A 15,455-nucleotide genomic window follows, 5' to 3' on the forward strand; every position below is an offset into this window, starting at 1 on the left:
CCCAGCACGGCGAGGGGCGCCCATGCATGACTACGCCAGTGGCCAGGAACAACGGTCGGCGTGATCTAATCGAGCATGACCCGTCCCAGCGCCGGGAGACCCGCCCATTTCGCAACCCGGTGGAAGCGAGGGACAAGTGCCGGACATGACCGATGACGAACACGCGGACGCCGCAGGCCCAGGAGAGGCGTCCCGGGGGTCCACGGCGCAGATCGTGGCCCGGATCGGCGGCCAGATCGTGGACGGCGGGAAGCCCCGCGGCTTCCACCTCACCGTCGAGGCCGTGACCGACGAGTTCGGCGTGACCCGGCCGATGGCCCGCGAGGCACTGCAGACACTCCACCAGAAAGGGCTGGTCAACCTCCAGCCCAGGATCGGCGCCACCGTCCGGCCGCTCGGCGACTGGGATCTCCTCGACCCGGATGTGATCGCCTGGCGCCTGCGGAAGGCGCCGGACAGCCAGATGCGCTCACTGACCGAACTGCGCGAGACCGTCGAACCGCGCGCGGCCCGCCTGGCGGCCGTCTGGCGACCGGCCGAGATCTGCCACGACCTCATCGGCCTCGCCCACGAACTGCACGCCCTCAGCCGGGAAGCGGACTTCGAGAGGGCCGAGGAGGGATTCGCGATACGGGAGCGGTTCCGCGACGTGGACGCGCTGTTCCACCGGACGCTGCTCCGCGGTTCGCGCAACGAGCTGTTCCTGCGGCTGGCGCACCCGGTGGAGATGGCCCTGAACCACCGGATCGACCGCGACTGGGCAGGCCGCCACCCGCTCGCGGCCGGTGCCGCTCCCCGCGCGACACCCGGCCCGGATTCCGGCAGCGGCGCCGTCAAGCGCTACCCGGTGCGGCCGCTGCCGGCCGCGATGTGGTTCCACGTCGGGCTCGCGCACGCCGTCGACCAGGGCCTGGCCGCCACCGCCGAGTCCTTCGCCGGGGCGATCCTCGCCGAGATCCGCTACGGCCGCTTCGAGGACCCCGTCGTACGCGAGCGACTCCGCGCCGGACTGGTCCGGTTCGACGTCGACCGGCTGCGCGCCGCCGACCGGGCCCCGTTCCAGGAGGCCATGCGGGAGATCGTCGGCCCGAGCCATGTCCCCGTGATCGTCATGGGGGTCAGCGGCAGCGGCAAGTCCACCGTCGGCAAGCTGTTGGCCGCGTCCCTGCGCACGCCCTACGAGGAGGGGGACGGCTTCCACTCGCAGCAGAACATCGAGCGGATGGCGCGGGGCGTCCCGCTCGACGACCGCAGCCGCAGCCCGTGGCTCGCGGCCATCGCCCGCCGCGTCGCCGCGACCCCGCCGGACGAGGGGCTGGTGGTCACCTGCTCCGCGCTGAAGAGGATCTACCGCGAAGTGCTGCGCGCCGCCCATCCCGACGCCTTCTTCGTGCACCTCGCCATCGACCCGGCCGACGCCGCGTCCCGGCTGTCCAGCCGGGACGCGCACTTCATGCCCGCCTCGCTGGTCGACTCGCAGTTCGAGGCACTCGAACCGCTGGAGCCCGACGAGGCGGGCATGACCCTCGGCGCGAGTCTGCCGCCGCTGCGGATCGTCTCCGAGGTCCAGGCCCGGCTGGCGGCCCGCCGGACAGCTGCTTGAGGCAAGGCCGCGGGCCGGGGGCCGTCCCCGGCCGCGCGCCGCCGGCGTGGAGTCACCGCTGCCGCGGCTGCTCCGCCGTGCCCTGGATCCCGAGGGAGCGCCGCAGCGCCTGGCCCGCTTCGCGGACGTGGTGGCGGATGTGCCGCTCCGCGGCGCGCGGATCGCCCTCGCGGATCGCCTCGAGAATGGCCTCGTGCTCGTCGAGGGCGACCGGCAGCCGGCCGGGCGCCTGCGCGGACAGGCGGTTGCCGAGGCGCACTTGGGCGATGAGGTTCTCCGCGATGGGGATGATCCGCCGGCTGCCCGAGCCCTCCCAGATCAGGCGGTGGAACGCGAGGTCCAACTCCCCGTAGGACTGGAGGTTGTTCGCCGCGATGGCTTTGCGCTGCTTGGCCAGCAGCCGGCTCAGCTGGACGGCGATCTGGTCGTGGCCGGGCGCCACGGCCGTCCGGCGCGCGGCGATCCCGTCGAGGGCCTCCCGCAGCTCGTACAGTTCCAGCAGGTCGTCGGTACTCGCTTCGGGGACGAAGTAGCCGCGGTGCGGGACCGCGATGAGGAAGCCCTGGCGTTCGAGCGCCGCGAGCGCCGCCTTGATGGGGGTCGGGCTGAGGCCGAGCTGTTCGGTCAGGGGACGGACGGTGACGCGTGAGCCCGGGGTGAGGGAACCATCGAGGATGGCGGCCCGCAGGTGGTCGTAGGCGGCGTTCAGCAGGGTGTGGCGCGGGACGGTCATGCTCGCCGGTGGCCCCCCTTTTCTGCGTGAAGTTGTCGGTACCGAGGACGGTGCTGCCCCGTTGCCGGGGCCCGGCCGGGCGTCTCAGTGGAGTCGGCGCTCGTACCAGCGGGACAGCATCGTCAATGGTAGACAGATCACGAAGAAGACGGCGAGTACGGCCCCGAGGATCGGTACCGCGTGGGAGGAGCCGCCGGAGAGGGTGAGTCGTTCGATGGAGCGCTGCGACGCTTCGAGGATGTCGAGCAGCCCGATGACGGCGGCCAGCGAGGTCTGCTGGGTGAGGTTGACGACGAGTCCGATCACCGGGGGCAGCGCTCGCCGGGCCGCCTGGGGCAGCAGGACGTGGCGCATGCGTCCGGTCCAGGAGAAGCCCAGCGCCGCCGCGGCCTCGGCCTGCCCGCGGGGCACCGACTGGACGGCGCCGCGGACGACTTCGGCCATGTTGGCGCTCCCCCACAGGGACAGTCCGATGACGGCGGCGCTGAAGGTGTCGACCCGTATGCCGATGATGGGCAGGACGAAGAAGATGAAGTACAGGATGATGATGATCGGCAGCCCCCGCCAGATCTCGACGTAGGCCCGGGCCACCGCCCGGACCGCTCTGCTGGGCTGGGTGAGTACGGCGCCGAGCAGGGTGCCGAGCAGCAGGCTGGCCGCGATGCTGGCCAGGGCCAGCAGGGCGGTCTCGCGCAGGCCGGTGGCGAGGTAGCTGGCTACGGGCCCGGCCCATGGGGGCATCAGTGTTCTCCCGGTATCGCGAAACGACGCTCGACGGCTCCGGCGCCCAGTGACATGAGCCAGACCAGCGCCAGGTAGATGACGCCGATGGCGAGGAACATCTCGAAGACCCGGAAGCTGACGGCGACGATGTTGACGGCGGTCGCGGTGAGTTCCGGATAGCTGATCGCGACCATGAACGACGAGTTCTTGAAGACGGATATGAGGATGTTGGTGACCGACGGCAGCGCGATGCGGGCTCCGAGCGGCAGGGTGACCTGCCGGAAGGCGGCCAGCCGGGGGAAGCCGAGGGCCCGGCAGGCCTCGACGTAGCCGCCTTCGACGGCTTCGAAGCCGGCCCGGAAGTTCTCCACGTTGTAGGCGCCGCCCCACAGGAGGAGGGACAGCCAGCCGACGGTGAAGCCGCCGAGCCGCAGCCCGGTGTCGGGCAGCGCGAAGTAGAGGAAGAAGATCTGCACCAGGAGCGGGGTGTTGCGGAACACCTCGACGTAGACCCTGATCAGCTGTCGGGCGATCGGCACGCGGAGCGTGCTGATCGCGCCGAGGACGACCCCGACGAGCAGGGCGCCGGCCATGCCGATGGCGCTGATCGCCAGCGTCCGCAGCAGGCCGGTGCCGAGCTCACCGAGGTGATGGGCGATGAAGCCCGGTTGGAAGTGGTAGCCGGAGGCGTCGGACATGCTCAGCACTGCAGGGTGGAGCCGGACGGATAGGTCAGCTTGCTGCCCGGGCGGGGGACGTACTTGGCGAATTGCTGCTGCACGGAGGCGTCGGTGACCGTCTTCTGGAATTCGGTCCAGAAGAAGTCGGTCTGCTGCATGTGGGCCAGTGCGCCGTTGACCCAGGCCAGCATCTGCGCGTCGCCCTTGCGGACGCCCATTCCCCAGGGGCTGTCGGCCTTGGCGTCGCCGACGACCTTGAGGTCGGAGTTCTTCGCCGCCAGGTCGAGCAGCAGGGTGTCGTCCTGGGCGAAGGCGACGCCGCGCTTCTGCTTCAGCGCGGTCAGTGCCTGGCTGGTCTCGGTGAACAGGGTCTGCTTGGCGTCCTTCACGCACTGGGTCAGCCAGAGGCTGGCGGTGGCGCCCGAGATGGTGATGACCGACTTGCCGGCCAGCTGGTCGTAAGAGGTGATCGGCGAGTTCTTGGGTACCAGCAGTTTCACGCCGCTGTCGAAGTAAGGGGTGGAGAAGTCGATGGTCTGGGCGCGTTCCGGGGTGTAGTTCATCGTCGCTTCGATCAAATCGATGCGCTTGGAGGTCAGGAACGACACCCGGTTGGCCCCGGTCACGCAGGTCAGCGTCAGCGCGTTGGGGTCGCCGAACGCGTAGGCGGCCATCTGGTGGGCTATGTCGATCTCGAAGCCCGCGTTCTTCGACGATTCGTCGATGTATCCGAAGGGCGGGTAGTCGCACTTGACGCCCACCGTCAGCTTGCCCTTGCTCTTCACCTCGTCGGGCAGCGGCGCCCCGACGTCCACGGTGCCGCCGGAGGTGGCGGTGGAGCCGCTGGAACCGGCGGCCGACGGGGACGACCCGTCGGACGAGGAGGAGCAGCCGGCGGCGAAGACCAGGACCATCGCCGCACCGATGACAATGCCGAATTTCGATCTCAAGGCTTTGCTTCCTTCTGCTGGATCTGACGGGTTATCGGAGAACCTTGTGCAGAAACTGACGGGTACGGTCGTTCCGGGGCCGGTCCAGCACATCGGCCGGGCGGCCCTGCTCCGCGATCACGCCGCCGTCGATGAACACCAGGCGGTCGCCGAGTTCGCGGGCGAAGCCCATCTCATGGGTGACGCAGAGCATCGTCATCCCGGAGCGGGCGAGGTCACGCATCACGTCGAGGACCTCGCTGACCAGCTCCGGGTCGAGCGCGGAGGTCACCTCGTCGAACAGCATCACGTGCGGGTCCATCATCAGCGCGCGGGCGATGGCGACCCGCTGCTGCTGCCCGCCCGACAGCTGCTTGGGATAGGCGCCGGACTTGCCGGCCAGCCCCACCCGGTCCAGCAGCGCGGTGGCCCGCTCCCGCGCCTGGTCCTTGGGCATCCCCAGCAGCTTGCGCGGCGCCAGGGTGAGATTGTCGACGGCGGACAGGTGCGGGAAGAGGTTGAACTGCTGGAACACCATGCCGATCCGGCGGCGAACCTTGTTCAGGTCGACCCCCGGCCCGGTCAGGTCCTCGTTCTCCAGCAGCACCTGACCGGAGGTCACCGGTTCCAGCAGGTTGACGCAGCGCAGCAGGGTGCTCTTGCCGCCGCCGGACGGGCCGATGACGGCGACCACCTCGCCGCGCGCCACCGTCAGGTCGACGCCCTTGAGCACGTCGACACTGCCGTACGACTTGTGGACCCCGCGCAGTTCCACCATCGCCGGCGGTTCGTCGGCGGGTGCCGGGGCGAGCGGGCCGCCGGCGCCCGGCGAGTCCGTCATGACAGGGTCCGACAGCCGCCGGCGGTGCCGGCCGCGGAGGTCGCCTCGGGCGGCAGGTCCGCGTCGCGTTCCAGCCGGGGCGGTTGGCCGACTCGCAGGGAGTCGGCGTATTTCAGCGCGCTGCCGGTGTTGAGCACCAGCACCTCCTCGTCCCCGTCGAGCCAGTTGTCGGCGCGCAGCCGGCGTACCGCGGCCAGCGTCGCCGCCCCCTCCGGGCACATCAGCACACCGTCGGAGTCCGCGCAGGCCACCTGCTCCTGGAGGATGTCCCGGTCGTCGACGGCGACCGCCGTGCCGTCGCTGTCCCGCAGCGCGGACAGGATGAGGAAGTCGCCGAGCGCGCTGGCCACGTTGATACCGAAGGCGACCGTGCGTGCCTGGTCGGCCGGCCACGGTTCGGCGGTCTCGGCCCCCGACTCGAAGGCCCGCACGATCGGGGCGCAGCCGCTGGACTGCACGGCCACGAAGCGGGGCAGCCGCCCGGTGATCCAGCCCAGCGCGGTCAACTCGTCGAGTGCCTTGCGGATACCGATCAGGCCCACGCCGCCACCGGTCGGGTACACCACCACATCCGGCACCCGCCAGCCGAACTGCTCGGCGATCTCCAGGCCCATCGTCTTCTTGCCCTCGATGCGGTACGGCTCGCGCAGCGTCGCGGCGCTGAACCAGCCGTCCTTCACCGCCTGTCCCGCGATGCGGCCGGCGTCGCCGATCAGGCCGTCGACGATGTACACCCGCGCGCCGGCCGCGAGACACTCCTTGCGGGTCACCTCCGGAGCGTCCTCGGGCATCACCACCAGGCATTCCGTACCCGCCCGCGCGGCATAGGTGGCCCAGGCGGCGCCGGCGTTGCCGTTGGTCGGCAGCGTCAGGCGCCGCACGCCGAGTTCGTGCGCCCGGGAGACGCCGACCGCCGCGCCCCGGGCCTTGAAACTGCCGGTCGGCAGCATGCCCTCGTCCTTGGCCAGCAGGCCCGGTATCCCGATCCGCCGGCCGTAGGAGGGCAGCGGCACGATCGGTGTCCAGCCCTCGCCCAGAGAGATCACGTTCGCGGGGTCCCTCACCGGCAGCAGCTCCCGGTAACGCCACAGGTCCGCGCCGCGCGACACGATGTCCTGCGGGCCGACCGAGGCCCGGACCCGGTCGAGGTCGTAGCGGGCGAGCAGCGGTGAACCGCAGCGGCACACGTTCTGCGGCACGTCCGCGTCGTACCGCTCGGCGCACCGTCCGCACTCCAGGTGGGTCAGCGCGCTCGTCCAGCTGCCGTCGTCGGGGTACAACCGGTGACTTCCTCTCTGTCGGGCCGGGGATGGCCGGTGGTGGGGGGCGGGCGGACCCGTCCCCCACCAGGTGGTCTACTTGCCGAGGCGCCGGAACTGGTCCTCGGTGAGCTTCGTCGACGGCCCGTAGTAGGCGGCGTTGAAGAGCACCCGCTGCTCGGACCGGTTCCAGGTGCGGAAGCCGATCTCGTTGCCGAAGGTGACGACGTAGCCGTCGCCGATCGTCCAGGACAGCCCGTTGACCGCCCCGTTGAGGCTTTCGCCCCCGATCAGCCAGCCGCTCCGCAGCTGGTCGCCGGTGTCGGGGTACTTGGCCACCACCTCGACCGGGTAGGTGCTCGTGCCGGACAGCCGGTAGGCGTCGTCCGAGACGAACCAGACGGGGTTGTCGGCCGGCACGCCCCAGGCCACCGGGTGGTTCGGGTCGAACTCCTGGCTCAGCAGGGATCCGGGGCAGTAGAAGTCCGAGTCGGAGCTGGGCAGCGCGGAGGTGATGGGCAGGGTGAACAGCGACTTGGCCGTCGCGGTCCCGCTGCCGTAGGTGACCAGCGTGCCGCCGCCGGTCACGAAGTCGTGCAGCTGGTTCCAGCCGGTCGTGCCGACACCGAAGGCCCAGGCCCAGTCGGGCGGGTAGTTCTTCGGGTTCAGGCCGTTGGTGATGGAGTTCTTGCTGACCCCCTCCGGCATGATGATGGCGTCGTACTTGCCGGCGAGGTCGGCGTAGTCGCCAGCCTCCACGACGGAGTAGTCCACCCCGTACTGCTCGAACGTCCACATCAGCCAGCCGGACGGCATGTTGTCCGGCGGCTTGATCAGGCCGATCCTGGTGCCCGGCTTGAGCTGGACGCCGGCCACGGCGGGCACCGCACGGAGGGTCGACACCGGTATGCCGGTGGTCTTCGACTGGGCCTGCAGGAGCTGCCGGGCGGCCGGGGACGGCGGGACGAGGAAGGTGCCGGCCGGGAAGGTGCGGCCGTTGTCGGTGAACTGGGCGGCGGCGCGGAAGGTGGGGATGTTCTGCTTCTGCAGCGCGGCGACGATCCGGAACACCCCGTAGGACTCCGGCCCGATCGCGTACGCCCCGGTGCTCGGCGCCGCCGACAGTGTGGCGACCGCGGGCGGCTTGATGGAGCTGAGCAGCTTGGTGCTGGTCGAGAAGGACGTGGTGATGAGGTCCGCCTCGAAGCCGAGCAGCATCGGCAGGGTCTGCGCGGTGGTGTCGTACGGCTGCTGCGGCGGGCCGCCGGGGTACTGCAGCAACTGCGGGTAGTCCTGCACCTCCAGCAGCGTCTTGGCGAAGCCGGCATAGGGCTGCTGCAGGAAGATGATGTACGACCCGGCGGGGTACTGCTTGCCGTCGGCGGAGAAGGCGACCTGCGCCTGGCGGATCTCCACCGCGCCGAGGTGGAAGATCTCCAGGGCGTCGTGGACCGCCTGCGGGTCACGCTGCCCGGCGGGGATGACATAGGCGTAGGGGCTGGTCCGGGTGACCGCCTTGACCCCGACGCGGTAGGAGTTGTAAAGCCAGTTGTAGTTGTCGTAGGCAACCGTCTCCAGGCCTGAATAGAAGGCCTGGGAGACCCAGTCGACGATGTTGCGCAGCGTCCAGGTGGTGGAGTCGTACGGCTCGATGAAGTTGATGTCGGTGGTCTGCTGGCCGAGCGGCTTCGTGCCCACCTGCGGATAGGCGAGGTTGGAGGCGGCCGCCGCCTCGGTCAGGATGCGCGCCGAGCCGTGGTAGACGCAGTACTGCCGGGACGGGGACCAGTAGTCGTACTCCGAACCCCAGCCGTTGCCCTTCATACCGGCGGCGGTCATACCCCGCTGCATCGCCAGGCCCACCGTGTCGGTCTGCTGCACCAGCACGGTGTCGATGTTGGGGTCGTACGGCGACAGGTAGGGCGGGGTGAACAGCCGGGGAGAGCCGGTGCTGGCGCCGTGGGAGTCCTGGAAGACCTGGGGCCGGTACTTGTTCAGGATCGCGACGTTGTACTTGCTCTCGATCTGGGTGAGCATGATCCAGTCACGGTTGTCGTCGTGGCCGGTGTACTTGTTGTACAGGTCGGGGTAGGTGCGCGCGTAGCTGGTGCCGGCCGTGGCGGCGAAGTAGTCGTTGACGAGGACGATGCCGTCCGGGTTCTGGCACGGCTGGAGCAGGATGACGAGGTTGTCCAGGATGTTCTCGATGTAGTCCGACTGCTCGGTGGCCAGCCGGTAGGCCCATTCGATGGCGGCCTGGGAGTTGCCGACCTCGGTCGAGTGGATGCCGGCCTGCACGTAGTAGAACGGCTTGCCGGCGGTGGCGAGTTTCTTCGCCTCGGCCTCGGACAGCCCGCGCGGGTCGGCCAGTTTGGCGTTGGTGGCGACCAGCTTGTCGAGATTGGCCAGGTTCTTCGGCGAGCTGATGGTCAGCAGGACATACGGATACCCCCGCGTGGTCTTGCCGATCTCCTCGTACGTCACCCGGTCGCTGCGGGCGCCGATCAGCTGGAAGTACGGGACCATCTTGTCCCACTGTGCCAGGAAGCCATCGGTTCCGATCGGCGTTCCGAAGTACTCCGCCGGGGTCGGGATGGCCCCCTTCTTCTGTGTGCGGGCGGACGGCTGGCCGTGGTCGGTCACGGCCTCGGGGGTCGCGGGCGCCGCGGAGGCGGCGCCCGGGTGGATCACGGTCGCGGCCGCCCCGGCGCCGGCCGCCGCGGTAGTCCGAAGAAGCGTTCGGCGGGAGAGTCTTGAGCTTTCGCTGCTGGTCATCTACCGACATCGCCTTTCACAGTCCGGCTGGGCCGGGCCGTTGTCCGTCGCGGAGTCGGGGAGGGCCGACTCCACTGGCTTGCGGGGTGTCGTACAACGCCGTGGCGCGACGCTGCGCCACCTGGTTGTCGCGATGCCGGGAGTGCCGCGCGCTGCTGTCGGACGGACTCGCGTGATCCGCGAGCGCCCCCGACCCCGGGCCGTGAAAACCTTGCGTGCGACGCAATGTGCCAGCCGGGAACGAGTGAAGGCAACGGTTCCATCTTGGATTTAATATTAAAAGCGTGTTGCATCGTGCCTGGCTGAGGGGGTGTCAGCGGGTTTCGGAGGGTCGGCAACACGCCTTCGGCGAGGGTCCGCTGACGCATCGACAGCCCTTCGCGCCCGGGCGCGCACCGGCGAAGCCGAAGGGGCGGGCGCACCCTCAGGAGCGGCGGGGTTCAGCTTTTCGCCCCGGCTGCCGCTGGGCAGCCGGGGCAAGGACCGGACATCCTGGCCTGCCGCCGATGTCCGGCGGCTCCGGCCGGGGCCGGCCGGGTGATCAGCGGTCTTCGTACCGAGTGGGCGGGTACGGAGCCCGGTCGCGGCGGGCTTTGGTGCCGTCGGAGTCCATCTCGCCGGATTTCGTCTCGCGGTCGATCTCGGTCTTCTCCTCCCGGTACTGCTCACTCTCGGTGACGCGGGTCTTGCCGGGTTCGTCGGACGCCGGGGGGAGATCCCCGGGGTCGTAGTCGGCGAGCCCCGCGTCCACGCGCTCGCGCTCGGTGCGATCGGCCAGCGCGTCGTCGTCCGGACGCGTCGGGAGGCCGCGCTCGCGACGCTCGGGAGAGGCCCTGCGGTCCCGGTTGTGGTGAGCCATCGGTTCCTCCTTGCGGGTATCGCGGCACAGCCGCCCCGCCAGGAGCGGAAATGCCGCTCTTGTCACGCTCTGTCCACCAGTCTTGCAGGCGTGGCACGCATGTCAAACGGCCGCCGGTCCCGTCCGCCTCCCCACCGGCTTCCGCGACGCGCCGCATCCAGCGGAAAACGCCGCGTAATCGGTCGCGGCGCTGGGCAGAGACACAAGGTGGCCGGGGCCGGGTACCTGAGCGGCTTCCGCGTGGCAGTTGGCCGACCAGGGAGGGCAGTGTGGAGTTGGCAGGCACGCCTGCGCTTGAGTTACGGTCCGTGCGCCGGGCCTACGGTTTCGGGCCGTCCACGACGGTGGCCCTCGACGACGTCGACCTCACGGTGCGGCCCGGCCGCTTCATCAGCCTCATCGGGCCCAGCGGCTGCGGCAAATCGACACTGCTGCGCCTGGTCGCCGGGCTCGAACAGCCCGATCGCGGTGGTGTCCGGGTGCACGGTGTCGCACCGGCCGAGGCGTGCGCCGCCAAGATGATCGGTCTGGTGCCGCAGAGCCCGGCCCTGCTGCCGTGGATGTCCGTGCTGCGGAATGTCACACTGCCGCAGAAGATCAACCGCGGCGCCGGAAAACGCCGGGCGCGGATCGCTGACGTCACCGGACGGGAGAGCGCACCGGCCGCCCCCGATATGCGCGAACTCCTCGTCAAGGCAGGTCTCGGCGAGGCCCTGCACAAGCTTCCGGCCGAACTCTCCGGCGGCATGCGGCAGCGCGTGGCGATCGTGCGTGCCTTCGGCCTGCGGCCCGATGTGCTGCTCATGGACGAGCCCTTCTCCGCGCTTGACGAATTCACCCGCGAGAGCCTCCAGGACCAACTGCTCACCTTGTGGGACGAGTTGAAGACGACCGTCCTGTTCGTCACCCACTCCGTGTCCGAGGCCGTCCGGCTCTCCGACACCGTGGTCGTGATGGCCCCGAATCCCGGCCGTGTCGTGGAGAGCATCGAGGTCGACCTGCCGCGGCCCCGCGGCCAGGATCTCTTCGGCGAGCGCCGCTTCCACGCGTACGAGGACCTGGTCCGAGACCGGCTGCGCCGCGCCTGGCACGGCGACGCCGCGTGAGCGGGGGGTCGGAGGACGTGACCGTGGCCGAGGAACGCGCCACCACGCTGCCCGAGGCGGGGCTGCCCGCCGAACCGCCGCGCTCCGGTCCTGGCCGTCGGACGTCCTGGACGGCGCGGGTCCGCCCCTCCGTGTGGCTGCCTCTCGTAGTGACGCTGCTGCTTCTCGCCGCCCTGTGGCAGTACGGCGCGAGGAGGCTGCCGTATCTCCTGCCGTCGCTCCCGGACATCGGCGGATCACTCACCTCGAACCCCGGCTACTACGTCGACAACGCCCTGGTCACGCTGGGCGAGGCGACCGCCGGGCTCGCGATGGGGTTCGTCGCCGCGTTCGTCCTCGCGGTGCTGACCAGCGAACTCCCGCTGGTGGCGCGCGCGGTGATGCCGATCGCGGTCGTCCTCAATGTCACCCCGCTGGTGGCGATCGCCCCGGCGCTCGTGGTGGCCTTCGGCTTCGGCCCGCTGCCCAAGCTGATCATCACCGGGCTGATCTGCTTCTTCCCCATCCTCATCAACACCGCGGCCGGTCTGCGGTCCGTGCCGCGGCAGGTGCTCCAGGTGTACCGGACGATGGACGCCAGCCGTATCGAGCTGCTGTGGCACCTGCGCGTCCCCAACGCGCTGCCTTATCTCTTCGCCGCGCTGCGCATCGTCTTCCCGCTGTCGATCATCGGCGCCGTGGTGGCCGAGATGTCGGCGGCCGGTTCGACCCGCGGCCTCGGCACGGCGATCAGCACGGCCTCGTCCATGAACCAGCTGCCGGTCGTCTACGCGTCGATCTTCGTCCTCGCGCTCATGGGCGTCGTGCTCCTGCTCGCCGTCACGCTCGTCGAGCGTCGCGCCCTGCACTGGCACGACAGCACGCCGGACTGACCCGCTGGCGCGCCGAACGCACCGCTCCGCCCCGCCGGGCGCAGGGCCCGCGAGGGTCCCGGCGCCCGGTAATCCCTGCCGCCCGGCCGGCCCCCTCGGCCGGCTCCGGCCCTCCCGGGCCACCTCACCCCCTGGCCACCTCACCCCTTACGGAGTCACCATGCCGCACCGCCTCATCCGATCCGGTTCCGCGGGCCTGGCCGCCGTGGTGCTGGCCGCAGTCGTCGCGGGATGCGGCTCCGGCTCGGACGGCAGCTCGCCGTCGGGCTCGAAGGGTTCCGCGATCTCCGCCGAGCGCTGCGCGGAGAACAAGGCGGCCGGCCGGATCACCTATCTGTCCGGCTACCAGTACCAGTCGTCCGTCTCGATCCTCGAATACATCGCCGCCGCCAAGCTCGGCTACTTCGACGACCTCTGCCTGGATGTCTCCCTCAAGCCCGGCACCGGAGACACGGCGCAGAACACCAAGCTGCTGGCCAGCGGGCAGGCGACGGTGTCCGCCGTCGCCGAGCAGGACATCATCCAGGCCCGGGCCAACGGCATCGACATCGAGGGCATCTCCTCGTACTCGAACGCGGGCCTGGACATCCTGATGACGAACAAGGACATCACCGGGCTCACCCAGCTCGACGGCAAAGTCGTCGGGCACAAGGGCTATGTGCCCGCCGCCGTCGAGGCGATGCTCGTCAAGGCCGGAGTCAAGTGGGACTCACTCAAACTGGTCAAGGAGGGGTACGACCCTTCCGTACTGCCCCGCCGGCAGGGCGGCCTCGCCGCACTCACCGGTTTCGTCTCCAACGAGCCCAACCAGCTCAAGGCCGCGGGCAAGGAGGTCACCGTGTGGAAGCCCGTCGACTACGGCATCCCCAGCTCCATCGGCGCGATGGCCGTGAACCCGGCCTTCGCGAAGGCGCATCCGCACGCGGTCGAGGACATCCTGCGCGCGGCGCTGCACGCCTACGCCTACTGTTCGTCCGGCGAGACGCACATCGAAGAGTGCGTCGGCTACGCGGCGCGGCTGTCGGGACCGACGTACGACAAGACGCTGAACGCGAGCATCTGGAAGACCGAGACCCAGGTCGTCAAGGACAACCCCACACCGGGACAGCCGCTGGGCGGCATCGACCCCGCCAACGTCGCGAAGCTCGTCGGCATGCTGCACCAGTTCACGATCGTGCCGGCCGGCGTGACCGCCGCCAAGGCCGCGGGGTGGTTCGACACCTCGTTCGTCAGCGACATCTACGCCGCCGGCAAGCTCGTCTGGCCCGCCCCGTAGCCATGTCGGTGGGGCCGCCCCGCCGGTCCCGACGTCTGCCGGAGCGGTTTCAGGAATCTCACGGAAAGGCCCGCAACGTGCCCGCGAAAGAGTACGGAATCTTCCTCCCCATCGGGAACGGGGGATGGATGCTGTCCACGACGGCTCCGCATCCCGAGGCGAGCTACGCCTGGAACAAGCGCGCCGCCCTGCACGCGGAGGGCATCGGGCTCGACTTCATCATGTCGATGGCGAAGTGGCGCGGCTTCGGCGGGACCACCGACCACTGGGGCCGCTCGCTCGAATCGATCACCATGATGTCGGCGCTGGCCGAGTGCACCTCCCGGGTCAAGATCTGGGCCACCCTGCACGCGAACGTGCACAACCCGGCCATCGCGGCCAAGATGCTCGCCACCCTCCAGGACGTCTCCGGCGGCCGGGCCGGCATGAACATCGTCAACGGCTCCTACGCAGGGGAGTTCGAGCAGTTCGGCGTCTGGGACCCGGAGCTCGGCCACGAGGACCGCTACCGGATGACGGAGCTGTGGACGGAGGCGGTCGGCCGGCTGTGGACCGAACCCTCGGTGACCATGCACACGCCGTACTTCGACCTCGTCGACTGCGAGTCCCGCCCGCATCCGGCCAGCCGCCCGACCCTCATCAGCGCGGGCAAGTCCGAGGACGCGCGCCGCTTCCAAGCCCGGTACGCCGACGGCGCCTTCCTGGCCGCGGAAAGCCTCGACGAGATGAGGACGCTCTCGGCGGACGTCCACGCCCGGGCGAAGGCGAACGGCCGGGTCTGCAAGACCTACTCGATGCTCACCGTCGTCCAGGACGCGACCGACGAACTGGCCGCGAAGAAGGTGAAGGAGTGGGGCGCGGGACTCGACCGCGAGGCACTCGCCCATATGCGCCGGACCTGGGGCGTGCCCGAGGACCAGGCCCGCGCCTGGGCCGAGGGCGCCGAGGGCGAGGCGGCGTTCCAGACCGCGTATGTCGCGGGCTCGGCGCGGACGGTCACCGACCACATCGAGTACATCGTGCACGAGGCCGGTCTGGACGGGCTCATGCTGATCTTCCCGGAGTACGACGAGGACATGGTGCTGTTCGGCGAGACCGTACTGCCGGCCCTGCGGGCCCGTGACGAGGTGGCCGCCTGATGCCGGACCTGCGGGAGAGACAACTCGCCCGCCTCACCCGGCCCGGCAGTGGGCCCGGGCTGGTCGTCGTCGATGTGCAGCGCGACTTCGCCGATCCGGCGTGTCTGGCGGACTACGGGCTGACGGACGCCGCCCTGACGGCGCTCGACCGGGCGGTCACCCGGGTCGGCGAGCTCGTCGACACCGCACGCGCCGCCGGAGTCCCGGTGTTCTGGGTCGAGTTGGGCAGCGATCCGGCGCTGCCGTGGCGGGCCGGCAACTGGCTGCGCGGCGGCGACTACGACGCGCCCATGGGCCCGGCCGAGCCGTGCGTGGTCGGTACACCCGGCGCCGAGGTGTACCGCATGCGGCCCGCCGCGGGCGAGGCGCGGGTGGTCAAGCGCGGCTACAGCGGATTCCTCGGCACCGATCTCGACGCGCGGCTGCGCGAAGCCGGCTGCGACTGGCTCACCATCGTGGGTCTGACCAGCGAGTGCTGTGTCTACGCGACCGCGCAGGACGCCATCCAGCTGGACTGGCCGGTCGTCGTCCCCCGGGACGCGACGGCCGCCTACGACCTCGGCGTCCACACCGCGGCCCTCGCCCAACTGGCGCTCAATGTCGCCCTGCTCAGCGATGCCGACGAGGTCGTGGAGCTCTGGAAGAGGATTCCCCGGTGAC

At 70.2% G+C, this 15,455-nt stretch carries 14 protein-coding genes; 6 read left to right on the forward strand and 8 right to left on the reverse strand.

Annotated elements, in window-relative coordinates; translation table 11 throughout:
• The first annotated feature begins 145 nt into the window (after positions 1 to 145).
• A complete protein-coding gene (locus ACFO3J_RS01270; RefSeq protein ID WP_386425012.1) occupies positions 146 to 1,603 on the forward strand; it encodes a gluconokinase, GntK/IdnK-type in 1,458 nt (485 codons plus the stop codon).
• Positions 1,604 to 1,655: 52 nt separating this feature from the next.
• On the opposite strand, the gene ACFO3J_RS01275 is transcribed toward ACFO3J_RS01270, so the two are convergent.
• From ACFO3J_RS01275 to ACFO3J_RS01310, 8 genes are all read right to left on the reverse strand, one after another.
• Positions 1,656 to 2,336 carry a GntR family transcriptional regulator gene (locus tag ACFO3J_RS01275; protein ID WP_386425015.1) on the reverse strand — a complete coding sequence of 227 codons (681 nt, stop codon included), beginning with the start codon at positions 2,334 to 2,336 and terminating at the stop codon, positions 1,656 to 1,658.
• Positions 2,337 to 2,420: 84 nt separating this feature from the next.
• A complete protein-coding gene (locus ACFO3J_RS01280) occupies positions 2,421 to 3,077 on the reverse strand; it encodes an amino acid ABC transporter permease (RefSeq protein ID WP_386425016.1) in 657 nt (218 codons plus the stop codon).
• Positions 3,077 to 3,757 (reverse strand): amino acid ABC transporter permease, encoded by a 681-nt coding sequence (locus ACFO3J_RS01285; RefSeq protein WP_386425018.1) that lies wholly within the window; start codon positions 3,755 to 3,757, stop codon positions 3,077 to 3,079. Before ACFO3J_RS01285 ends, ACFO3J_RS01280 begins: the two co-directional genes overlap by 1 nt.
• Positions 3,758 to 3,759: 2 nt before the next feature.
• A complete protein-coding gene (locus ACFO3J_RS01290; RefSeq protein WP_386425021.1) occupies positions 3,760 to 4,689 on the reverse strand; it encodes a transporter substrate-binding domain-containing protein in 930 nt (309 codons plus the stop codon).
• Between the two features lie 31 nt (positions 4,690 to 4,720).
• The gene (locus ACFO3J_RS01295) at positions 4,721 to 5,509 is read right to left on the reverse strand and encodes an amino acid ABC transporter ATP-binding protein (RefSeq protein ID WP_386425023.1); all 789 of its coding nucleotides are present in this window, start codon (positions 5,507 to 5,509) and stop codon (positions 4,721 to 4,723) included.
• Complete coding sequence (locus tag ACFO3J_RS01300) at positions 5,506 to 6,789, reverse strand: threonine synthase (protein WP_386425025.1); 1,284 nt, start codon at positions 6,787 to 6,789, stop codon at positions 5,506 to 5,508. The genes ACFO3J_RS01295 and ACFO3J_RS01300 overlap by 4 nt, the downstream gene beginning before the upstream one ends.
• Positions 6,790 to 6,864: 75 nt before the next feature.
• Positions 6,865 to 9,543: a M14 family zinc carboxypeptidase gene (locus tag ACFO3J_RS01305; protein ID WP_386425028.1), complete on the reverse strand. Its 2,679-nt coding sequence runs from the start codon at positions 9,541 to 9,543 to the stop codon at positions 6,865 to 6,867.
• Positions 9,544 to 10,084: 541 nt separating this feature from the next.
• Positions 10,085 to 10,402, reverse strand: a complete 318-nt coding sequence (locus ACFO3J_RS01310) for a DEAD/DEAH box helicase (protein ID WP_386425030.1) — start codon at positions 10,400 to 10,402, stop codon at positions 10,085 to 10,087.
• 308 nt (positions 10,403 to 10,710) lie between these two features.
• On the opposite strand from ACFO3J_RS01310, the gene ACFO3J_RS01315 reads away from it, so the two are divergent.
• The 5 genes from ACFO3J_RS01315 to ACFO3J_RS01335 all read left to right on the forward strand — a co-directional run bounded on the left by ACFO3J_RS01315 (position 10,711) and on the right by ACFO3J_RS01335 (position 15,454).
• The gene (locus ACFO3J_RS01315) at positions 10,711 to 11,508 is read left to right on the forward strand and encodes an ABC transporter ATP-binding protein (RefSeq protein ID WP_386425033.1); all 798 of its coding nucleotides are present in this window, start codon (positions 10,711 to 10,713) and stop codon (positions 11,506 to 11,508) included.
• 23 nt (positions 11,509 to 11,531) lie between these two features.
• The gene (locus ACFO3J_RS01320; RefSeq protein WP_386425035.1) at positions 11,532 to 12,380 is read left to right on the forward strand and encodes an ABC transporter permease; all 849 of its coding nucleotides are present in this window, start codon (positions 11,532 to 11,534) and stop codon (positions 12,378 to 12,380) included.
• A 160-nt stretch (positions 12,381 to 12,540) separates the two neighbouring features.
• The gene (locus ACFO3J_RS01325) at positions 12,541 to 13,656 is read left to right on the forward strand and encodes an ABC transporter substrate-binding protein (protein WP_386425038.1); all 1,116 of its coding nucleotides are present in this window, start codon (positions 12,541 to 12,543) and stop codon (positions 13,654 to 13,656) included.
• A gap of 77 nt (positions 13,657 to 13,733) precedes the next feature.
• Positions 13,734 to 14,795 carry an LLM class flavin-dependent oxidoreductase gene (locus ACFO3J_RS01330; RefSeq protein ID WP_386425040.1) on the forward strand — a complete coding sequence of 354 codons (1,062 nt, stop codon included), beginning with the start codon at positions 13,734 to 13,736 and terminating at the stop codon, positions 14,793 to 14,795.
• Entirely contained in the window at positions 14,795 to 15,454 is a 660-nt protein-coding gene (locus ACFO3J_RS01335; protein WP_386425043.1) for a cysteine hydrolase family protein, read from the forward strand. The genes ACFO3J_RS01330 and ACFO3J_RS01335 overlap by 1 nt, the downstream gene beginning before the upstream one ends.
• The last annotated feature ends 1 nt before the right edge of the window (position 15,455 follow it).

It is taken from the genome of Streptomyces polygonati (assembly GCF_042650325.1).
GTDB lineage: Bacteria > Actinomycetota > Actinomycetes > Streptomycetales > Streptomycetaceae > Actinacidiphila > Actinacidiphila polygonati.